The sequence below is a fragment of the Mesorhizobium sp. M0571 genome (genome assembly GCF_040320985.1).
In the GTDB taxonomy this organism is placed as follows: domain Bacteria; phylum Pseudomonadota; class Alphaproteobacteria; order Rhizobiales; family Rhizobiaceae; genus Mesorhizobium.
Genome location: NZ_JAMYQT010000041.1, coordinates 1 through 22902 on the forward strand (window position 1 = coordinate 1; position 22902 = coordinate 22902).

Consider the following 22902-nt stretch of genomic DNA (forward strand, 5'->3'; position numbering starts at 1 on the left):
AGCCGTCGAATTTCTCGGGATTGCGGATGCAATGCGCCTGGTTGATGCGCGTGAAGGCGACGTTCTGGCACCAATAGTCGGCGTAGCGGTCACGAAGCCGCCTTGGGTCGAGCCCCAGGAAAGAATAGTGGGCGAAGAAGAGGGGCCCTCCACGATCGGGTCCGAGAGGGAGCGGGACGCCATCAAAGCTTCGGCCGTTGGCAAAGGCTTGGCCCGCCGTCCAGCCGCGGTGATAAACACTCGGATCGATTGGATACCGTGGCGCCCCTGCCGCGAGGACGAATGTGATCAGGCACTCGTTCCAGCCGTTGATCATATGGTCCATCGCCCACCCGTGCACCGGGCTCCAATGCCAAAAGAGCGAGTCAGAGCCGCGGGTGAACCAGTCCCATTCGACATCCCGCCACAGCGCATCGATGAGGCTGCGCAAGATGCGCTCCTTGGCCTCCGGGCCTCTGAAATACTGCCGCGCCGAAAGAAGCCCCACCATCAAATATGCCGTTTCGACGATGTCGCCGCCGTCGTCGCATTGACTGAACGGAATGGTTCGGCCGCTGTCGCCGTCCATCCAGTGAGGAAAGGCGCCGTGGTGGCGCTCAGCCTCGCCGAGAAAGCACGCCATTGTAATGAGGCGATCGAGAGCAGCTTGCCGGTCGATCCACCCGCGCTCGACGCCAGCAAGTATCGCCATGATGCCGAAGCCGGAACCGCCGGTCGTGACGACATGCGGTGTCGCGTTGCTCCGCTCGCGCGCGAGGCCGCTCGTCGGATGGCCAAAATCCCAGAAATATCGGAGCGTCTGTCGCTGCACGGTGTCGAGGAGCTCTCCCAAACACGTGTCCGGGTGAGGGGCACCGGCGTGCCTGCGTCCGATGGAGATCCTGGGAAGCGTTTCGATGCCGACCGCAATGTGCGCGCCTTTGCCGTCGACGCCGGGGGCATGGGAATTCGGTCCTTGATCGGGAGACTGCCAGTCGCTCTCCGCGCCGAGCGCACGCAATGCCGTATTCGGCAAGCGGCTGTGTGGTGTTGATGTCCTGCCCTTGAACAGGGTGCCAGGGGGATCGAGGCGCCGGGCTTGCGCGTTGCTGAAATCAGAATGCCGATGTTCCGCCAGCGGTCGGCGAGCTTGCGGCAATCGCGTAGCATTGGTTTCGGAGAGCGCGATCGGGTCAGTGTCTGTAAGGAGCGAGTTTATCAACATGGTTTCGCCATCAGAGTTTCGCTTCTTCTGCCCATTATCGGGGGATCGGCTCCTGTTTTGAGATGAGTGTAGTTCCTCGCTGATGAACCACTCCATCGTACGTGGGTAGGCCCGCATCGTATGTGCGTAGGCGGGGATAAGGTGTTGGTCTGAAAGGGCTCATACCTTGGTGTGACGCGCCGACGCCGCGCCAGAATGCCGCTGCCAACTCTAACCAGATCGTTTCCGTGGTTGGCAATTTCGTGGCCCGCTCGACTGCTCGTCTTGTGACAACGCATTCATCGGCGCGGCCATGCTATCAACAAGTTACATCGGTAGTTACGAGATATATATATATATACCAAACGTATTATACTAATAATGATCGCCTGCCTCCATATCAGTGTTGGCTTCAAAAAGTCAAATATCCTCAAACTGAAGGAGTTTACTATGAAAAGATCGACAACAATACTGGCAACAATCGCTTTGGGTGCAATGCTGGCGACTGGCGCGGCGACGGCCTCGATGGCGCGCGGTGGCGGCGGTCATGGCGGCGGTGGGGGGCACGGTGGGGGCTTTGGCGGTGGCAGCCATGCCGCAGGCTTTGGCGGTGGCGGCGATATGGGCGGCTTTCGCGGTGGCCATCGTGGATTCAGGGGCCGCGGCTATGGTAGTGATTTTTATGGCGACGGCTACTGCGGTTACCCCTACGCGTACAGTCTTTTCCCATACTGTCCGTGATCCGCAACAGCCGCGTCGAATCCGGGCTCCACAGCACCAGTGGGGACCGGATTCGATGTTCGATCGGGCCTGTCTATGAATTCGAACGTGGTCTTGGTCGCTCGAGGACAAGCACGCCCAGTCGAACTCAATGGGGAGCTTTGCGCGGACAGAAGGCTGATTCCCAGCGAAAGTTACGGTCCGTACCTGGTCATTCGATTGTCAAAGCTGTGCTTGGACGGGTCCCCAGCACGCCCTGGACACTCCGGCCGCTTCCTCAATGGTGAGGCCAACGCTGTCCAGCCAGTCCTCAAAGTGGAACGGATCGACGGCCACCGCATACGCGTTGTCGATGGAGGAAGACCACCATTTCTGCGTCTCGGGAGAGGCGAGGGCGAGTTCGCGGCAGTCCCTTCCGCCGCTGGATATTTCCTTGGCGACCCGGCTGAACTGCTCGGTGTGAAGGCCAATCATGGCGTCGTGGGCGTCGAGCGCCACCGGGCTGCCGACGTCAACCAGCTTGCCCTCCAACCAAACTTGATGCTGGGCCGTGGCAGGAAGGCGGAAGGTATCCCTCATTCTATGTAGCCCCGTGGCTGCGTCCCCCTAATCGCAGACCTTCCAAGATGCCGATTTGCTCGGTCGTGGATGGGAGGCAACGGGATTTGCTCACGGCGCGCACAGGCGGGTCCTGGGCCGCGCATATAGTGGAACTCCGGCCTGTAGCGCGGCGCGATGAATTCGCGAACCGCGGATACCAGCTGTGTAACGAGAGCCTGTAATTCCATGGCGCATTCCTTTCCCTGCTCGCAGCGCTATTCGGCGGACCCGACATCACCAGCAATCGCAGATAGATTGGGTGCCTTCGGCGAGGTGCGGATAGTAGATCGCCGCCAAGTCGTACTGGTCTTCGGCGCATCAATTTCGGGACGCGTTAAATGCGGCCGGAGATCATTGGTCGGTTCACCAGAGATTCACTTTGATTTCTCCCCTGTTACTTTAGACAGGCTGCAATTCCATTCCATTGTATGAGGGTCTGAGCTGACTATCTGCTTAGATGGCGAGCCATATACGACGATATGTGCTTGGCACGTTCGGGTATGTCGTCTTAACCAAATCGATTGGCTGCTGGCCCAGTCGATTCGGTATTGTTCTTGGGACCGACAACGCTCGCGCCGGTGACTTTAAGTTCGAGCCGTTCGGAGGATTTGAGCCGGAGTTCCCTGCAGGTCTCGACATGGAATCTGCTGTGGCGTTGCCGAGACACGGTTCGTATGCGCTGAAGCGGGGCGATACTGCCGGCTGCCGCGAGCGAGCAGAACATGAAAATCCGCACTGCCGGGGCATGTGAACTCGATGTTGAGGTGGGGCCGGCAGTCCGGCCCCATTGTGGTGCGATGCGCTGTCCGGTCCTTGGACGGCGCATCTGCGACCTGCTACCTAATTTTGGAAACGGCAGATCATTTGTTGCTCGGGTCATCCGCCGGATTAACATATGTGATCGCAAACGGCCCTTCGCCGTGGACCGAGCGGCCGTCGCTCCGGACGTTGCGACGGAGTCTCAAATGCCGGGACAAAACGCCTAGGATGGACCGGCTACATACTGCCGCCAGTTGTGACGTTCCTTGAATCCCAGGACCTCGCGGATCTTGCGATTGGAGAGCGGAGCCTCCGAGGCCTGCAATTCCCGGGAGAGGGGAGTATTGGGCGCCCATTTGCGCAGGAATTCCGCCGTGGGTTCATATGCGGTGATTTCGTCGTTGACGGCATTGAATACCTGAAAGCCGAGACCGTCCTTGCGGACGCAAAGATCGACGATCTGCCCCAAGTCGCGCGCGTCGATATAGCTCCAGGCATTTCGCTTGCGCGACGGTGGATCAGCCAGAAAGCCGGGGAAGCGCTGATACTCGTGCGGCTCGATGACATTGCCGATGCGCAAGGCGTAGATATCGGCGCCTGAGCGCATGGCAAAGGCGCGGGCGGTCTTCTCGTTGACGACCTTCGACAGGCCGTAGCTGTCCATCGGGTCGACGTCATAGTCTTCCTCGAGCGGGAAGGTCTTGTAATCCTTGTCCCCTTCCGCGAAGCAGACGCCATAGGTGGTTTCGCTCGAGGCGATGATGATCTTGCGGATGCCGAGCTTTGTCGCCGCCTCGATGACATTGTAGGTCGAAACGACATTGGCCTGGAAGGTGACGTTGTCGGGGCGCAACAACAGGGCGGGGATGGCGGCAAAATGCACGACAGCATCCACCGGTGCAGGCCCCTTGCCGGTGGTGAGCCCGCTGCTGTCGAAATGCATCGACAGCGCGTTGAAGGCCTGCCCGCTGTCGGTGAGATCGGTGATCAATGTCCTGACACCGGGATGGGTGAACGGTACCAGATCGAGGTTGAGCACCTCGTGGCCGCGCTCCAGCAGGTAGGGAATAGCATGCCGGCCGGCCTTGCCAGTGCCGCCGGTGAAGATGATGCGCTTGCCTGGTGTATCGGATGCGGACATGCTGAGCCTCCTTTGATGTTTATCGATGCGGTTCGTGTGCCGCCAAAATCAGCGGCCACCCTCGATCTTGCGGTGGCGCTGGCTTATACCGCCCGTTCCATAGGGATATTCCGACATTTCCGGTTTGCTCGCCACATTGAGTTCGGCAATGGTTTCGTCCGTCAGCGTCAGCTTGGCCGCACCGAGATTGTCGGCCAGTTGCTCTCGTGTCCGGGCCCCGAGAATAACCGACGTGACCGCCGGCTGTGCGGCGACCCATGCCAGCGCGACCTGCGCCATGCTCGCCCCAAGCGCTTTTGCGGTATCTTCCACCGCCCCAATCACGTTCCAGGTGATCGGCCTGGCGTTGCGGGCGGCGAACGCTTCCATGCCGCGTTTGGGATTTTCGCCAAGGCGCGTGGCGCCCGCCGGCATCTGGTCGCGCTTGTATTTGCCTGAGAGCCATCCGCCTAGCGGCGACCACGGCAGCAGGCCGATACCGGCGTCGAGCGCGGCCGGCACAAGCTCATGTTCGATGTCGCGGACCAGCAGGCTGTATTGTGGTTGCAGCGTCACGGGTGGCGTGTAGCCATTGGCTTTGGCCAGCCACGCCGCCTTGGTCAGGTGCCAACCCAGTAAGTTGGAGAACCCGTAATAGGCGATCTTGCCGTTGCGGATCGAGTCGTCGAGAAAGCGCAGCCTCTCCTCCAGCGGCGTCAGCGCGTCCCAGGCGTGCATCTGGTAAAGATCAACCTGCTCGACGCCCAGGCGCTTGAGCGAGGCATCGAGCGCTGCCCCAAGATGCTTGCGCGACAGGCCGAGATCGTTCGGTCCTGCGCCCATGGGGAAACGACCCTTGGTGGCGATCACCAGATCCTTGGCGATTCCTGGCTTGCTCTTGAGCCAGCGGCCGATGATTTCCTCTGACACGCCGGCGCTGTAGACGTCGGCCGTATCGATGAAATTGCCGCCGGCCTCGACATAATCATCCATAAGCGCGAACGATGTAGCTTCGTCGGACTCGTGTCCAAAAGTCATGGTGCCGAGGCAATAGGCCGAGACGACGGCGCCGCTATTGCCGAGCTTGCGATAGTCCATGGTCTTGCTCCTTCAGGGATCTCAATCGGGCCTGTCGCGCCGCGGGCCGATGCTATCGTCTCTCCTCAGGCGGCCTTTGATTGAGCTCGCCAGAGGTCGATCCCGCCCTCGGTTGCGTACCTGTCGATTTTGTGGAGTTCCTCGGTATTGAATTCGAGCTTCTCCAAAGCGCCGAGGGAATCATCGAGTTGGGCCACGTTGCGCGCGCCTACCAGCGCGCTCGTTACGCGTGAATCTCGCAAGGTCCACGCGATCGCCATCTGGGCAAGTGTCTGCCCGCGGTCGCTTGCGATCGCGTTCAGTCCGCGGACACGCTCTATGTTCGCATCACTCAGCAACTTTGTGTCGAACGAGCCACCACGCGCTGCACGCGCGCCGTCCGGGACGCCATTCAGATACTTTGATGTCAACAACCCCTGAGCCAACGGCGAAAATGCGATACAGCCGGCACCAAGCTCTTCCAGCGTATCGAGCAACCCATCCTCAATCCAGCGGTTCAGCATGGAGTAGGAGGGTTGGTGGATAAGCAGGGGAATTCCTTCCGCGCGCAGGGCACGCTCGGCTTCCCGAGTGCGATCTGGCCCATAAGATGAAATTCCGACGTAGAGCGCCTTGCCTTGCCGCACCATCTGCACGAGCGCGGCGATGGTTTCCTCGAGCGGAACATCCAATGTCGGGCGGTGGGAATAGAAGATATCGACATATTCGACACCCATTCGCTTCAGGCTCTGTTCGAGCGATGCAAGCAGGTGCTTGCGGGATCCACCCGCCCCATAAGGACCCGGCCACATATCCCAACCGGCTTTCGAGGAGATGATCATCTCGTCGCGGTGGCTCGAAAAGTCCTTTTTGAGGACCAGTCCGAAATTCTCTTCCGCCGACCCGTAAGGCGGACCATAATTGTTCGCCAGGTCGAAATGAGTGACTCCCTTGTCGAAGGCACGCCGGATCACCGAGCGGCCGGTCTCGAAGACATCTTGACCACCGAAGTTCTGCCACAGGCCCAACGAAATCGGCGGGAGCTTCAGCCCCGACCGACCACAGCGGCGATAGGCAATCGCGTCGTATCTCTTGGCATCTGCAACGTACATTCAAGCCTCGTATTTTGCCTTACATGCGCCATTCCGGCCCATCGGCCGCGCAGCATCTGACGGATTGAATAGCATCGTCGATTAATGAATCAATGGGGGAGAGGTAATCGGATCAATGAGCTGTGCTCATTGATGACCATTTTTGATCGTCACGCATGGTCCGACCTCCGCAAAGTTCATTTAAGCGGATTGATATCGCGTATCACCTGTATGAGGGCACTGATCCCGAACGGCAGTTGCCGGCGACTCGAATAGTACAGGGACAATGGTGGGCCGATTGAAGACCATTGCGGCAGTGCCACTTCCAGCCGTCCTGCCGCAAGGTGAGGGCCAGCGAGCTTTTCCAGGCAATAAAACAGACCAATACCGTCGATCGCAGCATTGATGGCGAAAGCCGACTCACTTGATATGAGTGAGCCAGGAACGTCGATCTCGCGCCGATCGTCGCCCTGCTCGAATTCCCATTTGTAAATCTGCCCTCGCCCCGTGCGGATGCGGATACATTGATGGAAATGAAGGTCGTCAGGCGATTCCAGCCGACCGTGGCGCTCGAAGTAGGCCGGTGCACCGACGACCACCCACTTGAGTGGTGGCGTCAATGGAATGGCGATCATGTCCTCCGGTATCGTGCCGCCATATCTGAGACCTGCGTCGAAGCCTTCCGCAGTCACGTCGACGAAGTGATCGTCGACCGCAATCTCCAATTCGATGTTGGGAAAGCGCTGCAGGAAGATCGGCAATGCCGGGCGCAAAAGCAAAATCGACGCATCGCGCAGTACGTTCAACCGCACACTCCCGGCAGTCCCTTCGTGGTGCCCGTGCAGTTCTTCCAGGCCGGAATTGATAAGATCGAGGCCAGCACTCACTTTTTCGGCAAGCGCGCTTCCTGCTGCTGTTGGAGCAACACTTCGGCTTGTCCGGTTTAGCAGCCTTACACCAAGTCGCTCTTCAAGCGCTTTCACCCGGTGGCTGAGTGCTGATGCGGTTACGCCGAGATTGTCCGCCGCCTTTCTAAAACTCCGATACTGTACGATGAGCAGGAATATCGAAAGATCGTACACTTCAGCGCGACTGAGCGACATAACAACTCCCATTATCGAGATCGCCACGGCTTGGGCGTGGTGCAAACAAAAACCTGCCGATGAGGCACTAAGCAGACGACATCGAAATCCTCACGATTGATCCACCATGCCACACAAAAATAACGCCGCCACCCGCTGTCGGATTGGGAGACGTGGAAACTCGTCGACCGCGCCTTTCTGGAGATTGGCATCGAGCGTCGCACAGTCTTCGAGGTCAGCGACCTTGAAACGCTCCTGGAACTGGTTGCCCGCGATCCCGCGATAGCCCTTGTTCCGGAAGCCATCGCCGAAGCACGGCCTATACGCTCAGCATCAACACGATCGCACAAACTGCCGGATATGGCTCATCCCTCTGCCAGGGAAGAACTCGCTCCGGCTCGATGTCCAATCCTCGACCCGCTGTGGCACTGACGCTGAATTGAATAGCGGAGCATATCCCTGTTTCGGTCCACCGTTTCTCAGCGGAATGGATCAGAGATGCCGCAATCTGCGCGCGTCTGCACCGTTTGCAGGAGGTACCATGCGGTTTAAAGGCAAAGACGTTCTCGTGACCGGCGGGAATTCAGGGATAGGCCGCGAGATCGTCCACTATTTCCTGAAAGAGGGAGCCCGGGTGGCGTTCGCAGGTCGCGATCTCGAAAAGGGCCGCGCCGTTGAAGCGGAAGCAAAGGCGATTAAAGGCGAAGCCCGCTTTTTCCCGTGCGATCTGTCGGAGGAACGTCAAGTCGAGGATCTGATCGGCCAAATCGGCCATTGGGGACGGCTGCGGGTTGTTGTCAACAACGCAGGCGCCGGTTCGCGCCGGAGCGGCGTCGAACCAGGCGATCGCCCTGGAGCGAGATGGGACAAGATGCGCGGCGCCAACCTGGACTCCACCTACTTTGTAGCTTCCTACGCCTTGCCGGTGATGCGGGATTCCGGCGGCGGTGCGATTGTCAACATATCGTCCACGGCCACGTTGCACGGCAATTGGGGCCTGTACTGCGTCGCCAAGGCGGCCGTTGAGGCGCTCACACGATCGTTGGCCATCGAAGGTGCGCCGCATAGGATCCGGGCGAATTGCGTCAGTCCTGGCTGGATTGCCACCGAAACCGATGCAGCGGCGCCCGCATCTGGTGCCGGCGACTGGGCTGTGGCGCCAAGCGCGTTCGGCCGGATGGGCACACCGGCCGAAATCGCCGCGGCTGTCGGGTTCCTGGCGAGCGATGAGGCTTCGTTCATCACCGGCCAAACCTTGATTGCCGACGGGGGCCTGTCGATCCTGGATTACACCTCGCTGTCGCTTCTCGAGCAGCGCGGCTCAGTCCTGTTCTCGGGCATGGTCGGCGACACTCCGTGAAGCAGGTCTCAAACTGACCCGAAGATCACACGCCTAACAGCTTGCAACAGTGGAATTGACGCTGGCTCATTTCGCCGGTCAGCCGACCTGAGCTGGTTAAGTGGGCCTCATGGACCTGCGCTCAGTCCACTGCGCTCCGCTTCGTGGCTGTTGGGGGGATCATACGGAACGATACGGAAAGACTTCTGATTTTGGCCAATTGATACATCCTCCGGGCCCACCAAATCCATCGCTTAAGTGTCCTGCCAATGATGGATGGGACGGACTGAGGTCGAAAAGCCAATAAAAATCAAGGGTTAAGGAGACTTCAATTCGCGATGCAGTACCAAATGCAGTACCGCAGATGTTAGCGAATCGCCGTTCCCTGTTTCCACGGGTTGCACGGAATCAGGCGGGACCGACCGTGCGAATGGGATCTCAAGTGGGATGGTTGTGGAGCCACCAGCAAAAAAGTGTCCGAGCCGCGTCAGCGGCTTACTGCTGAGGGTGCCAGTCCAGCTATACAGCCTGTTCCAAGGACTTTCCCTTAGGCGGTTCTTTGACTTGCATCGCTTGAGTGGAGCGGCAGACGACCAGGTCTTTGCGATCCCAACGTTCGAGTTCCTCCAGAGGGTAGGGAACCGCTTTGCCTACCTTGATGAAGGAGGGGTTATGTCAACTGATCCATGCCGATCCGACGAATCTATAGCGCAAGGGTGCTGACTCTCGGAATGGCTGCCGTTAGTTCCTGCCGACTGCCGCGCCGATCTGCACACTGCCGTTGACGTGAAAATTTGCAAAACAGGCGGCAGCGATCATTGGGATCGCGCCACCTCTTAGTCGTTTTCTCGGGCCAGCAGGACTCGCCCATCCCATTCTGCACCCGCCATTCCCATGGTCCGTAAGACGAGCCGTCCTCCGCCGACCGCTCCGGCCAGGACTTGCCTCGGTGCATTCACGTCGGGCTGCGTCGATACCAGCGTGAGGAGTGCGAGGGGATGATAAAGACTCTCCTCGACGACCGACCCGATCCAGATCGGTGAGTTCTGTCCGTTCGTGAGCTCGATATCGACCGCCCACACTCGCAGCACGAGGCGTGAACCGGCAGACGTGGCCGCGCTGCTTGGCCGAACAAGAGTCAGGCTCGGAAATCGCCCGCCTGAGAGAGAGGGAACTACGGGAGATTTGATGGACCAACTGATCTCGTGAGCCACGCGAGAGTGGTGCCGGATCCCCAAGCTGTCGATGTTTGCCAACCCTTTGGCAGCAAGGCGTCTTGCAAGCTTTGCAGACTACCGGCCCACTGGAACGTCAGCGGCTCGGCCATCGCGCGCGATGAGGAAGGCGAGGAACCCGTAAAGCACCATATTGATCGTGCTGTGGCCACTGGGGAAAGAAAATGTGCTCCAGCCGGAGTAGAGCAGCTCCCCGGGTCGAGCCCGATGGAGAGCCACTTTGATGGCGGTGTTGAGCGCCGAGGCGCCGGCGATAGCGACAAACCAGTAGATGGCCGTGTGCCATGCGCGCTTCCATGCAAGCCACACGAAGACGGTGACAGTGACCATGATTACCACGGTGGTGTCGCCGAGTTCGGTGACGGCAATCATCATTGCATCGCCGGGTGCGGTGCGAAGATCCTGGAGGGCGCGGTAAATCGCGCCGTCGGCAAGCACCAGCGGGTCACCACTGAGGACGTCTTCAAGGACCCCGAAGAATAGCCACGCCGCGCCGACGAGAAGGACGGTCAATAGGGCGAGAACCCGCGCTTCGGGCCGTGAAGGATCGAGCAGGCTGGCGAGACAGCGACGCAGCCAGGTGTCGCGGGTGTCGGCCCAATTCCGCAACCGTTCCACACTGACGATAAGGAGCGGAACACCGCGGCGCAGCGTCCAGCGTACGATATGCAGGACCACCCAGCCCGTCACAACCAGAACGACCAGCAGGATCGCGAGTGGCTTTGCGGCCGCACCGAGAATGCTGAAAGTCGCGCCAACGAGAACGCCCGGCAGGATATGCGACGGAGCCCAGACGAGCGCCGACGCGATATTGACGGTGTAAAAACCGGCCGACGGACATTCCCAGCATGCCTGCCAGGAGCGGAACGAAAGCGCGGACGCCGGGCGCGAAGCGCGCGAGAAAGACACTTTTGTCGCCATGGCGCGTGAAAAAGGTCTCGCTACGCTGGATCAGGTGGGGTGCCTGTTCAATGGCCAGAGGCCAAGAATCTCGCGATGATACCGATGGCCGAGCCAGAAAGACAGACCATCACCAGCGATGGCGCCCAATGTTGCGGCGCCTAGCAACGGCCAGAGAACCAGCACGCCGCTCGGCACCAGGCTGCTGAGCGCTAGGATCACGGCCGTGCCGGGGACGACGACCCCGATGATGGGGATTGACTCCGAAAGCGCCAGAAGAAACACGGCGAGATAGGCGACATGCGGATGCGCTGTCAGGAACTCAACCATGGATGAGATCACAGACGAGACCATCGCGCGGCGCCCTAGAGAATACTGGTGATGAGACGGTCGATCCGCGTGTCTTCGCGATAGGCCGCGCGGACGATGACGGCGGCAGCGATCCCGGTGAGCGCCCCGCCCAGAACATCGCTGGCGTAATGGGTTCCGATGTAGACGCGCGAAAAGGTGACAACCGCAGCGGCGGCGAGGAATCCGAGCCCGACGCGTCGCATGCCATGCAGAAGGAACGCCGCCGCGATAGCAAAGGTCGCGGTCGCATGGTCAGAGGGAAATGAGGGATCGGCGCTGGATGAAATCAGGCGATGCGTGACGCCGTCGTCATACGGTCGAACCCGGTGAACAAACAGCAAGATGATCTGATTGAGGGCGAGACCCAGAAGGAACGACAGCCCTGCCACGACAAGGACGTGGCGGGTGTGAGGCCGGTCGGTTCGCCGCCACCACTGTACCGCGACAGATAGCACCAGAAGCGGCACGCCGATCGCGGAAATCCAGATCATCAGGAGGTCTACGGCTCCGCTGTGTTCTGACAACGCGTTGATAGCATGGGTTATTGCGGCGTCGAGTTCATACATAGGCAACTCCTTGGATTCGGCCTCCAGTGTTGATGCATGTGCTGGGCTTGGTGGCGATCGATGAGTAAGGACCAGCGGGCTGTTATCGAGGGGTCAAGCATCTGCCCGCTCTCTCAGTCGCCCGCGAATGACAAACAATCCTGCGAGGGTCAGCAGCGTGAAGACAGCGCCCGCGGGGAACGTGCCCTGCGGGCCGGCCATGTCCCACAGCGCGCCAGCGACGACGCTGGCGACGAGCAGCGCGATACCGGTCACCAGATTGAACATGCCGAAAGCGGTCCCGCGCAGCTCGGCCGGCGCGGTCTCGGCGATCAGGGTTGCCAGCAAGCCTTGCGTGAAACCCATATGGAGGCCCCAGAACACGACACCGATGCCGACCCAGACAAGATCGGACGCGAAGGAAAGCGTGAGATCGGCCGCGAGCAGAAGGCCGAGGCCGAGGGCCAGAAGGGTCAGGCGATTGACGCGATCGGACAAAATCCCGATCGGATAGGCCGAGAGCGAATAAGCAAGGCTCATGATCACCAGGACGATCGGGATCAACACCAGCGGCAGGCCGATCGATTGCGCCCGCAAGATGAGAAAGGCTTCGCTAAAACGGGCAAGCGTGAAGACCGCGGCGACCGCCACGACCCACCAATAGGTCGCGCCCAGACGGCGCAGTTCATCGCGGTGCAGCGGCATACGGACACGGCGCTGCTCCTTCGGCCGCTCCGGTTCCTTCACCGCAATCAGGATCAACCCGACGGCCAGGAATGCCGGAATGACCGCGATCCAGAACACAGCCTGAAAATAATCTGCGGTCAGCCACATCAGGCCGATAGCGAGAAGCGGTCCAAGAAAGGCGCCGATCGTATCGAGCGACTGGCGCAAGTCGAAGCTTGCGCCGCGCAGATGCGGCGGGGCGATGTCGGCAACGAGGGCGTCGCGCGGCGCCCCGCGAATGCCCTTGCCGACGCGATCGATAAAGCGGGCGGCTATGAGCCATTCGATCGAGGACGCCAGGGGAAAGATCGGCTTGGTTAGGACCGCCAGGCCATGGCCAAGCGCAGCCAGGAATTTGCGTTTACCGAGCCAATCGCTGAGCGCACCGGAGAAAAGCTTGGTGATCGAGGCGGTGGCCTCGGCGATGCCTTCGATCAGCCCGACAGTCAGAGCCGAGGTGCCGAGCACTGTCACCATATAGATGGGCAAGAGCGCGTGGATCATCTCCGACGAGATGTCCATGAGCATCGAGACGAAGCCGAGGACCCAAACACCGGCAGGAACGCCCTGCCGGGCTCCTGGGGAACCGACGATCTCGGTTGTCACAACGCCTGTTCCGTCGCCCGCGTCGCCCATCTCAGCGGTTCTCGTCGTGGGCGTCGAAGACCCGTTGCGCGTAACCGTCGAGCAAGACCTCACAAGCGCGCAGTCGCTCAGCAGCCTCCTCGGCCAAGGTCGCACCATAGAAATCGAGCTTCTTGATCTTCTCCAGCCAACCCTGGAGCTTCTTCAGGTCGGTGTCTTCCTCTTCGAGCTCGGCATAGGTGAACTTGTTGATCGCGATCTCCTTGGCGATCTCTTTCTCGAAATCGGCACACCGTCCAAGGAACTCGCGATACTGCTCGTCCCGGTCGGCCTTGAAGCGGGCGACGACCTTGTCCTCCTGGGCACGATCGAGAGCGACGGTCTCCAGGATGACGGACTCGCCGCCCATCCCGGAAAGGTCGTTCTCCAGCATCTTCAGCCGCCGGACGTGATCGTCTGTCTTCGGCAGCAGGCAGACGCCGTTCTGCAGATAGATAGCACCCATGCCCTTCAGCCGACGCCACAACGCAATGCGCTTGGTGGCCGGTTCGGGCGGCACTTTATAGGTCAGAAGAAGCCAGGATGGAGCAACCATGGATTCATCATAATGCAACGACCGTTACAAATCATCCCCAACGAATGACGTTCGGCTGTCAGGAGGGGGTTGTGCGTGAACAGCCAACTGCCCGGCTGATTCAGTCGCGCTTGATATCATAGGGGGGTATACTATATAAACCTTCAGAAAGGAGATCTGCATGTCGCATACGACCCGCGAGAAGATGAAATTACTGAACCGCGTGCGGCGCATCCGCGGCCAGATGGAAGCCGTCGAGCGGGCGCTCGAGGACGAAAAGGGTTGCGCCGACGTGCTGCAACTGATTGCCGGCGTTCGCGGCGCCATCAACGGCCTGATGGCCGAGGTGGTCGAAGATCACATTCTTCTCCACGTGGCCGACCACGAGCTGGCCCAGGAGCAACGCAACGAAGGCGCCGCCGAACTCATCGATGTCGTGCGCGCCTACCTAAAATAGAACGGAGTTTGTCATCATGGCCGTCCAAGACGCCGCCCATTGCCGAACGCTGGCGGATACCGCCGAAGCTAGCACCACCGCTCCGGCCGCTCACGATCACAATCATGACGGTCACGACCATGATCACGACGATCATGAGCACGGGCGCGATCACGAGCATCCCTTCGAATGGTCGGAGGCCGTGCGCATCGGTCTTGTCGCAATCGCCGCAGCGGCCGTGTGGTTCCGGGTCTGGGAACCATATCCGGCGATCAGCGTGATCGGCATCGTCGGCCTTCTGATTGGTGGCTGGCCGATCCTGAAGGAGGCCTTCGAGAACATTCTTGAACGCCGCATGACCATGGAACTGTCGATGACGATCGCGATCGTCGCGGCGGCGGCCATCGGCGAATTCTTCACCGCGCTCGTCATCACCTTGTTCGTTCTCGTCGCCGAGGTTCTGGAAGGTCTGACCGTCGGCCGTGGCCGCAAAGCGATCCGCGACTTGCTTGAATTCCTGCCGCGCGAGGTGTCTGTTCGCCGGGCCGGTTCGATCAAGTCCGTTTCGGCGGAGGAGCTATCGGTCGGCGATGCCATCCTGGTCGCGCCAGGCGGCCGCATCCCCGTCGACGGAGCCGTACTCTCGGGCCATTCCTTCGTTGATGAATCCCGCATTACCGGCGAATCCATGCCGGTCGAGAAGACGGCTGGCACCCAGGCCTTTGCTGGCTCTATCAACCAATCCGGTGCGCTGGAGGTTAGCGCCGAGCGGATTGGTCGCGACACGAGTTACGGCAAGATCATCGAAGCGGTCGAACGGGCCGAGAAATCCCGCGCGCCCGTCCAGCGTCTCGCTGATCGCCTGGCCGGCTATCTCGTCTATTTTGCGCTTGGCGCAGCCATCCTGACATTTTTGATCACACGCGATATTTACGCGACGATCTCAGTCATCATCGTCGCGGGCGCCTGCGGCATCGCGGCCGGCACGCCGCTCGCTATTCTCGGCGGCATCGGCCGCTCAGCCCGGCTCGGCGCCATTGTCAAAGGCGGCGTGCATCTGGAGACCCTGGGCCATGTCGACACGGTGGTGCTTGACAAGACGGGAACGCTGACTTTCGGGCGTCCAGAGGTGCAGCAGGTCGTACCCGTGGACGGCATCACTGCGGATGCGCTTCTCGACGCCGCGGCCGCGGCCGAGCTGCGCTCCGAGCATCCGCTCGGCAAGGCGATCGTCACCTATGCCCGCAGCCAAGGCCGCAATGTGATCGAGCCAGCGAGTTTCGCCTATACACCGGGCCGGGGAATCGCCGCCAAGGTCGATGACACCACCATTCTGGTCGGCAATCAGGCTTGGATGGCTGACAACGGAATCGACTCGTCGGTCGCCCGTCACCAGGGTACGGATGCAGGTTCGGAAGTGCTCGTGGCCCTAGACGGGCGCCTGCTTGGCTCGATTGCGGTGGCTGACACGGTCCGGCCTGAAGCCAATCGGGCCATTGAAGCCTTGCATCGGATGGGGATCAAAACGATCCTGCTCACCGGGGACGCGCGCCGTGTCGCTGTCGCCGTTGGCGGGGCGCTGGGTATTCAAGACATCGAGGCGGAACTGCTTCCGGAGGACAAGCTGGCGCGTGTCCAGGCGCTGGTCGCGCAAAAACGCATCGTCGCCATGGTCGGCGACGGTGTGAACGATGCCCCTGCATTGGCGCAAGCCAATGTCGGCGTCGCCATGGGCTCTGGCACCGATGTGGCCCAGGAGAGTGCCGACATCGTGCTGCTTGGCAACGATCTTGAGCGCTTCGTCAAGACGCTCGTGGTCGCCAGACGCACGCGCGGCATCATCTGGCAGAACTTCGCCGGCACCATCGGCGTCGACATGATCGGTATCGTGCTGGCCGCCCTCGGTTTCCTCAATCCGCTGCTTGCGGCCGGCATCCATGTCGTCTCGGAACTGGTGTTCATTCTCAACTCGGCCCGTCTGCTGCCGACGCCCGAGAAGACGGTCGCGGCGCCATCCGAACTCAAGCCTGAACCTGGCGAGGTTTGAGTGATGGCTCTGGAATCGCCATGTCTCGATGTCTGCAGGTTCGACCGCAAGGCCGACCTGTGTGCCGGGTGCTTCCGCACCACGGCTGAGATTCGCCAATGGCGGAAGTTCACCGATCACAAGCGTTGCCAGATCCTGGCCGAACGTCGGCGGCGCCAGGCCAAGCTGGCCGCGCGCAAGACGTCCCTTTGACGACGCGTTCACACATGGCGACGCCAAAGACAATACGTTGCAAATGGGAGAGCGGGGAAATCACTCTTGGCAGGGACGAGGCGGGAAGCGGCTCCTCCATCGTCCTCTTGCCGGCCCTGAGCTCGATCTCGACGCGTGCGGAGATGCGACCTCTCCTCAATCTGCTCGCGCCGGAGTTCCGGGCCAGCAGCGTCGACTGGCCCGGGTTCGGCGACCGGGTGCGATCGAGAGACGATTGGTCGCCGGAAATCCTCTCGGCGTTTCTCAACTGGTTTTTTTTGAGCGAGATCGTATCGCCGCCCCATGCGGTCATCGCCGCTGGCCATGCTGCGACTTACGCCCTTCACCAAGCCGCCTATAAGCCCGGCACGATCAGCCGCCTCGTTCTGATCGCGCCTACTTGGCGAGGGCCGTTGCCGACGATGATGGGCGGCCAAGGCCCTTGGTTCGCCCGTATCCGTGCCGCTATCGACAACCCCGTCACCGGCCCACTGTTTTACCGCCTCAATGTCAGCCGGCTCATCATAGGGAAAATGGCGCGCGAGCATGTCTATAGCGATCCCAATTGGCTGGGCGGCGATCGCCTTGCCGCCAAGATCGCCGTCGCCCGCGCTCCGGGCGCGCGACATGCTTCGGTTCGCTTTGTCAGCGGCGGTCTCGACCGGGTCGACAGTCGCGGGGCCTCCCTCGATCTCGCCCGGCGCTCGGATGTGCCCATCCTCGTCGTCTATGGCGATGAGACTCCCCGGAAGTCACGCACCGAGATGGACGCGCTGGCCGAACTTCCTAATGTCCAGGTCAAACGGTTGGCGAAGGGCAAGCTGGCGATCCACGAGGAATGTCCTAACGCGGTCGCCGCTGCGGTGCAGTCATTCCTGAGCTGACAGTTCGGGAGGTGCGGTGCCTAAAACGCCACCTTCGCAATCGATGCCTCTCCGAGAACGGAATGAACATCATGCAAAAAGAAATGAACATCATGCAAAAAGAAAAAGAACGCGTCGCCCTGGTTTCGATGCTGTCGAGCGCTGTCCTGGCCATCGGAAAATTCGTGATCGGGTCTCTGACCGGCAGTATCGGCCTGATTTCCGAGGGCGTTCATTCATCGTCCGATTTCGTTGCAACGCTAATCACCTGGTGCGCGGTTCGTGTCAGCGATAAGCCGGCGGATGACGACCACCATTTCGGCCATGGCAAGATGGAGAGCATGGCTGCGCTCTTTGAAGTTTTGCTGCTCTTCGGCGCAGCGGGATGGATTGCCTTGGAGGCGGGAAGGCGTCTGTTGGGCGAGCCGCAGGTCATTGAGGCCGCCCCGATTGCCATCGCTGTCCTGGTGGTGTCGATCATTGTCGATTTCTGGCGGGTCCGAGCACTGCGCAAGGTTGCCAAAGCCACGGGCAGTCCGGCGCTGGAGGCGGACGCCCTGCATTTCCTGTCCGACATGCTCGCATCCGGCGTGGTTTTGATTGGGATGGTCTTCGTTACCTTCGGTTACATGTCGGCGGATGCCATCGCGGCACTGATCGTTGCCTGCTTCATTCTGACGGCGGCGGTAAAGCTCGGGCGGCGATCTTTTGATGCCTTGGTCGATACGGCACCGGACGGCGCCGGCAGCGTCCTTTCGTCGATGCTTGGTGACATTCCGGACGTCCTCGCCGTCGAGCGCGTCCGGGTGCGCACGGCAGGCGCAATCCTCTTTGTTGAGCTCGCCATCGCTGTCAGCCGGACGCTGCCGCTTGGGCGGGTGGCGGCGGTCAAAGCTGACATCATCAACGCTGTGCAACGAGAGTTTCGGAACGCTGAAGTGACCGTGATTGCCGAACCACGTTCCGCCAATGATGAGACCATCGAAGCGCGTATCCGGGTGATCGCGGCCAATCGCGGCGTCGCGATGCATCGCTTGACCATTCAGCGCGTAGAGAAGCAGCTTTCAGTCAGTCTCGATATTGAGGTGAAGGCCGAACTCAGCATCGATAAAGCGCACTCGATCGCCAGTGGTCTGGAGGCCGCACTCCGTGATGAACTAGGACCGGAGACAGAAATTGATACGCATATCGAACCGATGGCAGCGAACTGGCTCGAGGGGAGGGATGTTTCCGATGATCAGCACCGCGCTCTGGAGTTGGCCCTCGCGATCGCGGCGCAACAATCAGACGCCCTCCAGGATGTTCATGACGTTCGGATTCGGGCAACCGAGCTTGGCCTTATTGTGAACTTCCATTGCCACGTGCCCGCCGACATGCCGGTTATGGAAGCTCATCGAACTGTTGACGAGGTAGAAAGGCGGATTCGCTCGGACCATCCAGCAGTCGCGCGCGTCATCGGTCATGCCGAACCTGCGCTATAGCTGTGGGGCCTACAGCTAAGCATCGGGCGAGATTTCGCTGAGCTGAACCGTCAGAATAAGCGTGACCGCCGTAAGTAAACTGACCAGAATACCATCGCTCGGTCGAAGGTCGTACAATCGCTCACCCATCTCCATTCAAATGCCTTTGCCCAACTCGATTTCGACGTCGCGTTGAAATTTCGTCTAGCGCAGTGTTGGACATTGCCAACCCGCGACGGGGGCGGAACCAGCTGCGCGGTGCTGGGATGCCTATGGCATATTCGCCCGGAACTGGTACTGCGTCACCCCTGACTTGCTCGATGGCGGCCACGGCAGCTTTGGCCTGCCGCCCGCCACATCGATGATCGGTTTCCTCGAAAGGCGTTGACTGACAGACAGCGAGTCGTTGGGCTTGCCCGCTCTGGCCAACCTTCGCAGACCCGATTTACGATCCTGACCGGGTTGCAATAGGTCGAATCAACCGAAAGCTTGGCTGGCCACGGCGAACTGTTTCATGATCCAGCTGCATGGCGAAACTCGACCTCGAACCATCCGCGTCACGGGACCCCAATCGGCAAGGCCTTGCCCCTCCAGCCAGGGAACAGGACCGGTCTGAGCGCCCTCGATGTCAATTCTGACAAATCCTTTCGCGGTCGAAATCAGCGACGCGATCAGGCCTTTTGCCTGGACTTCCGACGAGGCGGCGACGGGGCCGATCAGTTCGCCGCGGCCGAAATTTCGGCGGAACCCGTAACCCATGATGCGGCCAGCATCCATAACGATGATGCCGCTGCCATCCTGAAGGAGGCGTTCCAGCAACTGGGTTCGCTCGAGACCGGTCGCCTCTTTTTCGACTGCGCGCAAGGCAGCCAGGCGCAACCGTGGGCGCCGCCGAAGAGACCTGGGAATTCAGCGATTTGAAAGGTCGAGTCTATTCCGGCTCAGGGCATCTCATGGGCACGCTTCGAATGGCTAAGGATTCGAAGTTGGTGTCGTCGATTCGAACTGCCGCTCGTTCGATCACAGCAACCTCTTTGTCGCGGGCGCCGGTGTCTTCTCGACGGGCGCGCCGACCAATCCGACGGTCACCATTGCGACGCTGGCACTTCGGACTGCAAAGGCGATCGAACAGCGGCTTGCGAGTGGATAGGTCGATTTGATCGCCCTTTAACTTCAATCGTGCCACATTGTCTTCTTCGCTCAGCTGCACCGATCAGTCAGCCGGAGTTACGGTGAAGTCATCAAATACACGTGACTGTCGCCCTTCGACCACAAGCCAACACGCCCGGTCACCGCTTCAGGCAGTGTGTCCTGGAGGTAGAGCTTGCTGTCGACATAGCCTTCGACCTTGGTGCCCGCAATACGTACCTTCAGCTGGTGCCATTCATGGGTTGGGGTTGGGGTATTCTTGACCCAGGTCACCGACGAGCGTTTCCCCTTCTCGAACTTCCATAGGACAAGATTGTTCTCCAGAGGATTGGCGCGAATCGTGAGATAGTCGCCATTGGGCTTCAGGTTGAACAATATCCTTGCGCCCTGGTCGATACGGCCGCTGATGCCTTCGAAGCGGACGGTGATTTCTCCATCGCGGAAATCCGACACGCCCTCAAGAACCGCATAGGGGAAGTATGCATAGGCCTGGACGCGGTCGAGAAACTCCGCATACCGCTCCCCATAGAGCGCCCGCGCCTTGTCGGCGAGGGCAAGATGGAAAAGTCCTTACTGTCGGGAGTGATCCCGCCGGTTAACAAACGCGACATCGAGGCGATCATTACGGCAGTAAAGGCCGCGGCGTGAGCCTGCAATTACGGCGTTGTGCACACCCTTGTGACGACCCTCGCACAGGGCCGCGCAGCCCGTTGCTAGTTGTCCGTGGTCGCCTTCCTGCTGATTTGCCAGATCCGCGTTAATCCTCTCAATTTAACATAATGAATATTGTCGACCTAGCTGATATCATTGTATAAATGTCAAGTTCCATAAGATAGATTATGCGACTTTCACCAGTAAAAGTAAATATTTCTCAGTTATTCCAAGTATGCATGGCTCGCGTCTCAACCTCTTTGACAGTTCCATGGAGAATCCATATCAAGTGTTGTGACAGTCACTCCCACTCTAAGTATCGATGCGACGGATCTATATTACTTACTATCACCTCATCGCCCGATAAACCTGGACGGAACACTCTGAACGCTTCTGTAACGCCGACGTCCGGCGCCCCGGTCAGACCATATCGCCCTTTGCTCGCCTGCCCTCTCGGCGCACTCACTTGTGCGGCATGCAATAGACTCCCTCGGATTCCATCAGTACCGCGCCACCCTTCAACTCGCTCAGTGCGCCGACCCACGCTTCCGAATACGTGCGGCTGGCATCCACGGCCGTCAGCCATAGAACCCGGTTGTCGGCCAGTTCGACTTTAACTTCCTGCTGCAAAGGGCTTGCCTGCACAGTCTGTTGATAGTGGCGTTTGATCCTGACATTGCTGGCCGGGAACTCAGCTTCGTTGCTGCCGTAGTTCAGCACAAATCCGGTGTGGCCCTCAGCCACCGAGCAACTGCCATCACGCTCACACACGATTTTGGCAGCGGTCTTGCAGTCCCATTTCAGTGAAGCGGGCCACATCGGATTGTCCACGCTTGATCGCGGCCTGTCGCTCTGACCAGCCGCCGTCAACACTGCGCCTGTGTTCATAATCATAGTGGACAGGAGAAGCGCCTTGAACACTACAAACCTCCCTGAATTGTGGTCCTCACAGTCCTCGTCCTGCGTGATGGCTTGGCTTATGGCATGTTGGGATTGAACCAGCTTTTCTGGCGCATGCCGTTCGCGTCGTCATACTCGATAAACCAGGGCTCTCCGCGTATCGGTCGAGCGATGGTGTAGTAGGTTGGGCCATTACCCAGGGAATGCCCTTTGTCGTTGCCACTTGTCTGGATTTTTGCCGTCACCACCTTACCTTCGATTTCGATTTGGACCTGTCGTGATCCGTCTCCATCACGTCCGCCGAGGCCGCTGTTTTTGAGAACGACGGTAACGTGAGTCTGTCGGAGCTGATGCGGCAGATGTTCCGTTCTTGCCCCATTCCGGGCCGGTCGGAGTTGGCACCAACTGCTTGCCAGCCAAGCGGACAATCCTCATACTTCTCAAATTTCGCGGCGCTGGAGTTGGCTTGCGGACAGGTCGGCCAGTTAAAACCCGGGGCTTCCATCGCCGCAATCAACTTGTAGATTGGCGGGTGGCAAGAAGGAGTGCCTGCCAATCACCGGACAGACAGAGGAGCACCTGACAGCCCCATTCCGATGCCTGTGATTGGGATGGGAGAGCCGCGGCGCCCGCGACGGCGGCGGCACTCACCAAGAAATGTTTCAGCATGGTCATAGCCTTTTCCTCGTTGCGATTTTGACACTTTACTATGGATCACTCGCTCGAAAAAGGACAAATCAAAAAGGCAGGTTTGTGCGATTACATCGATTTATGAAACGAGACGATGCGGGCGCGGTCGACAACCCCTTGCGCGTCAACATTGCGACCGTGCTGGAGCGGCAGAGAGCCAAGCGTGGCCTATCCCATATGCACATGGCCGAGCTGTTCCGCACCCCTGAAGGCGAAGGGCTCGCTTACCGAACTTACATCCAGACCGTTCGGCAGAAAAATAATGTCACATTGACGACGCTGCAGATCATGGCAAACGGCCTGCAAGTGTCTGTCGCAGAACTGCTCTCCGGCGGTAAGAAAGTTCCGGAATGGGCTCATCAGCTGGACGAAACTGCGATCCGCAAGCGCCTTGCACGCATCATCGACATGGAGCGGCAACGACGCAATATGCTCCGCTATGAGATGGCGAAGCTGATCGGCGTGGCGGAGGCGACATTCATGAAACTGGAGCGCGCGAGCGGCAACATCAGCGTGGACACGATTGCCGCGATCGCCAAGGCGTTGAAGCTTGATCCACGGACGTTCCTATTTTGGGATAAGGTCCCGCCAACCTGATCTACGTGTTATTGGCTGCAACCGGACGCC

Annotated in this window: 23 protein-coding genes and 2 pseudogenes; 10 read left to right on the plus strand and 15 right to left on the minus strand. The window is 59.8% G+C overall.

Going from position 1 to position 22902, the window contains the following annotated elements:
* The coding region (locus tag NKI85_RS29620) for a glucoamylase family protein (protein WP_352779723.1) at positions 1-1300 on the minus strand (1300 nt) is incomplete at its 3' end.
* 333 nt (positions 1301-1633) lie between these two features.
* Here NKI85_RS29620 and NKI85_RS29625 point away from each other — a divergent pair.
* Entirely contained in the window at positions 1634-1924 is a 291-nt protein-coding gene (locus tag NKI85_RS29625) for a hypothetical protein (RefSeq protein ID WP_352526869.1), read from the plus strand.
* 201 nt (positions 1925-2125) lie between these two features.
* On the opposite strand, the gene NKI85_RS29630 is transcribed toward NKI85_RS29625, so the two are convergent.
* The 5 genes from NKI85_RS29630 to NKI85_RS29650 all read right to left on the minus strand — a co-directional run bounded on the left by NKI85_RS29630 (position 2126) and on the right by NKI85_RS29650 (position 7653).
* Positions 2126-2482: a hypothetical protein gene (locus NKI85_RS29630; RefSeq protein ID WP_352526868.1), complete on the minus strand. Its 357-nt coding sequence runs from the start codon at positions 2480-2482 to the stop codon at positions 2126-2128.
* A gap of 1003 nt (positions 2483-3485) precedes the next feature.
* A complete protein-coding gene (locus NKI85_RS29635) occupies positions 3486-4403 on the minus strand; it encodes an NAD-dependent epimerase/dehydratase family protein (protein ID WP_352526867.1) in 918 nt (305 codons plus the stop codon).
* Between the two features lie 48 nt (positions 4404-4451).
* Complete coding sequence (locus NKI85_RS29640; protein WP_352526866.1) at positions 4452-5480, minus strand: aldo/keto reductase; 1029 nt, start codon at positions 5478-5480, stop codon at positions 4452-4454.
* 65 nt (positions 5481-5545) lie between these two features.
* Complete coding sequence (gene mgrA / locus NKI85_RS29645; RefSeq protein WP_352526865.1) at positions 5546-6571, minus strand: L-glyceraldehyde 3-phosphate reductase; 1026 nt, start codon at positions 6569-6571, stop codon at positions 5546-5548.
* Positions 6572-6747: 176 nt separating this feature from the next.
* Positions 6748-7653, minus strand: coding sequence for a LysR family transcriptional regulator (locus NKI85_RS29650; protein WP_352526864.1), 906 nt, complete (start codon positions 7651-7653; stop codon positions 6748-6750).
* 135 nt (positions 7654-7788) lie between these two features.
* On the opposite strand from NKI85_RS29650, the gene NKI85_RS29655 reads away from it, so the two are divergent.
* On the plus strand, positions 7789-8064 hold the full coding sequence (locus NKI85_RS29655) for a LysR substrate-binding domain-containing protein (protein WP_352526945.1): 276 nt from the start codon (positions 7789-7791) through the stop codon (positions 8062-8064).
* Positions 8065-8173: 109 nt separating this feature from the next.
* A complete protein-coding gene (locus NKI85_RS29660) occupies positions 8174-8992 on the plus strand; it encodes an SDR family NAD(P)-dependent oxidoreductase (protein ID WP_352526863.1) in 819 nt (272 codons plus the stop codon).
* A gap of 815 nt (positions 8993-9807) precedes the next feature.
* On the opposite strand, the pseudogene NKI85_RS29665 reads toward NKI85_RS29660, so the two are convergent.
* The 6 genes and pseudogenes from NKI85_RS29665 to NKI85_RS29690 form a co-directional block, all read right to left on the minus strand.
* Positions 9808-10230, minus strand: a pseudogene (locus NKI85_RS29665) (LssY C-terminal domain-containing protein); the annotation flags it as partial.
* A 33-nt stretch (positions 10231-10263) separates the two neighbouring features.
* Positions 10264-11115, minus strand: a complete 852-nt coding sequence (locus NKI85_RS29670) for a phosphatase PAP2 family protein (RefSeq protein WP_352526862.1) — start codon at positions 11113-11115, stop codon at positions 10264-10266.
* A 42-nt stretch (positions 11116-11157) separates the two neighbouring features.
* Entirely contained in the window at positions 11158-11436 is a 279-nt protein-coding gene (locus tag NKI85_RS29675; protein WP_352526861.1) for a DedA family protein, read from the minus strand.
* Between the two features lie 35 nt (positions 11437-11471).
* Positions 11472-12023 carry a phosphatase PAP2 family protein gene (locus tag NKI85_RS29680; RefSeq protein WP_352526860.1) on the minus strand — a complete coding sequence of 184 codons (552 nt, stop codon included), beginning with the start codon at positions 12021-12023 and terminating at the stop codon, positions 11472-11474.
* A 93-nt stretch (positions 12024-12116) separates the two neighbouring features.
* Positions 12117-13364 carry an MFS transporter gene (locus NKI85_RS29685; RefSeq protein WP_352526859.1) on the minus strand — a complete coding sequence of 416 codons (1248 nt, stop codon included), beginning with the start codon at positions 13362-13364 and terminating at the stop codon, positions 12117-12119.
* A gap of 1 nt (position 13365) precedes the next feature.
* Positions 13366-13908, minus strand: a complete 543-nt coding sequence (locus NKI85_RS29690) for a Chromate resistance protein ChrB (protein WP_352779730.1) — start codon at positions 13906-13908, stop codon at positions 13366-13368.
* A 160-nt stretch (positions 13909-14068) separates the two neighbouring features.
* Here NKI85_RS29690 and NKI85_RS29695 point away from each other — a divergent pair, with 160 nt between their 5' ends.
* The 5 genes from NKI85_RS29695 to NKI85_RS29715 all read left to right on the plus strand — a co-directional run bounded on the left by NKI85_RS29695 (position 14069) and on the right by NKI85_RS29715 (position 18906).
* On the plus strand, positions 14069-14344 hold the full coding sequence (locus NKI85_RS29695; protein ID WP_352526857.1) for a metal/formaldehyde-sensitive transcriptional repressor: 276 nt from the start codon (positions 14069-14071) through the stop codon (positions 14342-14344).
* 16 nt (positions 14345-14360) lie between these two features.
* Positions 14361-16370 carry a heavy metal translocating P-type ATPase gene (locus NKI85_RS29700; protein ID WP_352526856.1) on the plus strand — a complete coding sequence of 670 codons (2010 nt, stop codon included), beginning with the start codon at positions 14361-14363 and terminating at the stop codon, positions 16368-16370.
* A 3-nt stretch (positions 16371-16373) separates the two neighbouring features.
* On the plus strand, positions 16374-16562 hold the full coding sequence (locus NKI85_RS29705; RefSeq protein ID WP_352526855.1) for a DUF1289 domain-containing protein: 189 nt from the start codon (positions 16374-16376) through the stop codon (positions 16560-16562).
* Between the two features lie 14 nt (positions 16563-16576).
* Entirely contained in the window at positions 16577-17446 is an 870-nt protein-coding gene (locus NKI85_RS29710; protein WP_352526854.1) for an alpha/beta fold hydrolase, read from the plus strand.
* A 62-nt stretch (positions 17447-17508) separates the two neighbouring features.
* Positions 17509-18906 (plus strand): cation diffusion facilitator family transporter, encoded by a 1398-nt coding sequence (locus NKI85_RS29715; RefSeq protein WP_352526853.1) that lies wholly within the window; start codon positions 17509-17511, stop codon positions 18904-18906.
* 456 nt (positions 18907-19362) lie between these two features.
* On the opposite strand, the gene NKI85_RS29720 is transcribed toward NKI85_RS29715, so the two are convergent.
* The gene (locus tag NKI85_RS29720; RefSeq protein WP_352779733.1) at positions 19363-19764 is read right to left on the minus strand and encodes a GNAT family N-acetyltransferase; all 402 of its coding nucleotides are present in this window, start codon (positions 19762-19764) and stop codon (positions 19363-19365) included.
* A gap of 121 nt (positions 19765-19885) precedes the next feature.
* On the opposite strand from NKI85_RS29720, the pseudogene NKI85_RS29725 reads away from it, so the two are divergent.
* Positions 19886-20035, plus strand: a pseudogene (locus NKI85_RS29725) (GMC oxidoreductase); the annotation flags it as partial.
* Positions 20036-20112: 77 nt separating this feature from the next.
* Here NKI85_RS29725 and NKI85_RS29730 read toward each other — a convergent pair.
* Together NKI85_RS29730 and NKI85_RS29735 are read right to left on the minus strand one after the other, a co-directional pair.
* The gene (locus NKI85_RS29730; RefSeq protein WP_352526852.1) at positions 20113-20487 is read right to left on the minus strand and encodes a hypothetical protein; all 375 of its coding nucleotides are present in this window, start codon (positions 20485-20487) and stop codon (positions 20113-20115) included.
* Between the two features lie 660 nt (positions 20488-21147).
* Positions 21148-21606, minus strand: a complete 459-nt coding sequence (locus NKI85_RS29735) for a hypothetical protein (protein WP_352526851.1) — start codon at positions 21604-21606, stop codon at positions 21148-21150.
* A 750-nt stretch (positions 21607-22356) separates the two neighbouring features.
* Here NKI85_RS29735 and NKI85_RS29740 point away from each other — a divergent pair.
* Positions 22357-22872, plus strand: a complete 516-nt coding sequence (locus NKI85_RS29740) for a helix-turn-helix domain-containing protein (protein ID WP_352526850.1) — start codon at positions 22357-22359, stop codon at positions 22870-22872.
* Positions 22873-22902: the final 30 nt, after the last annotated feature.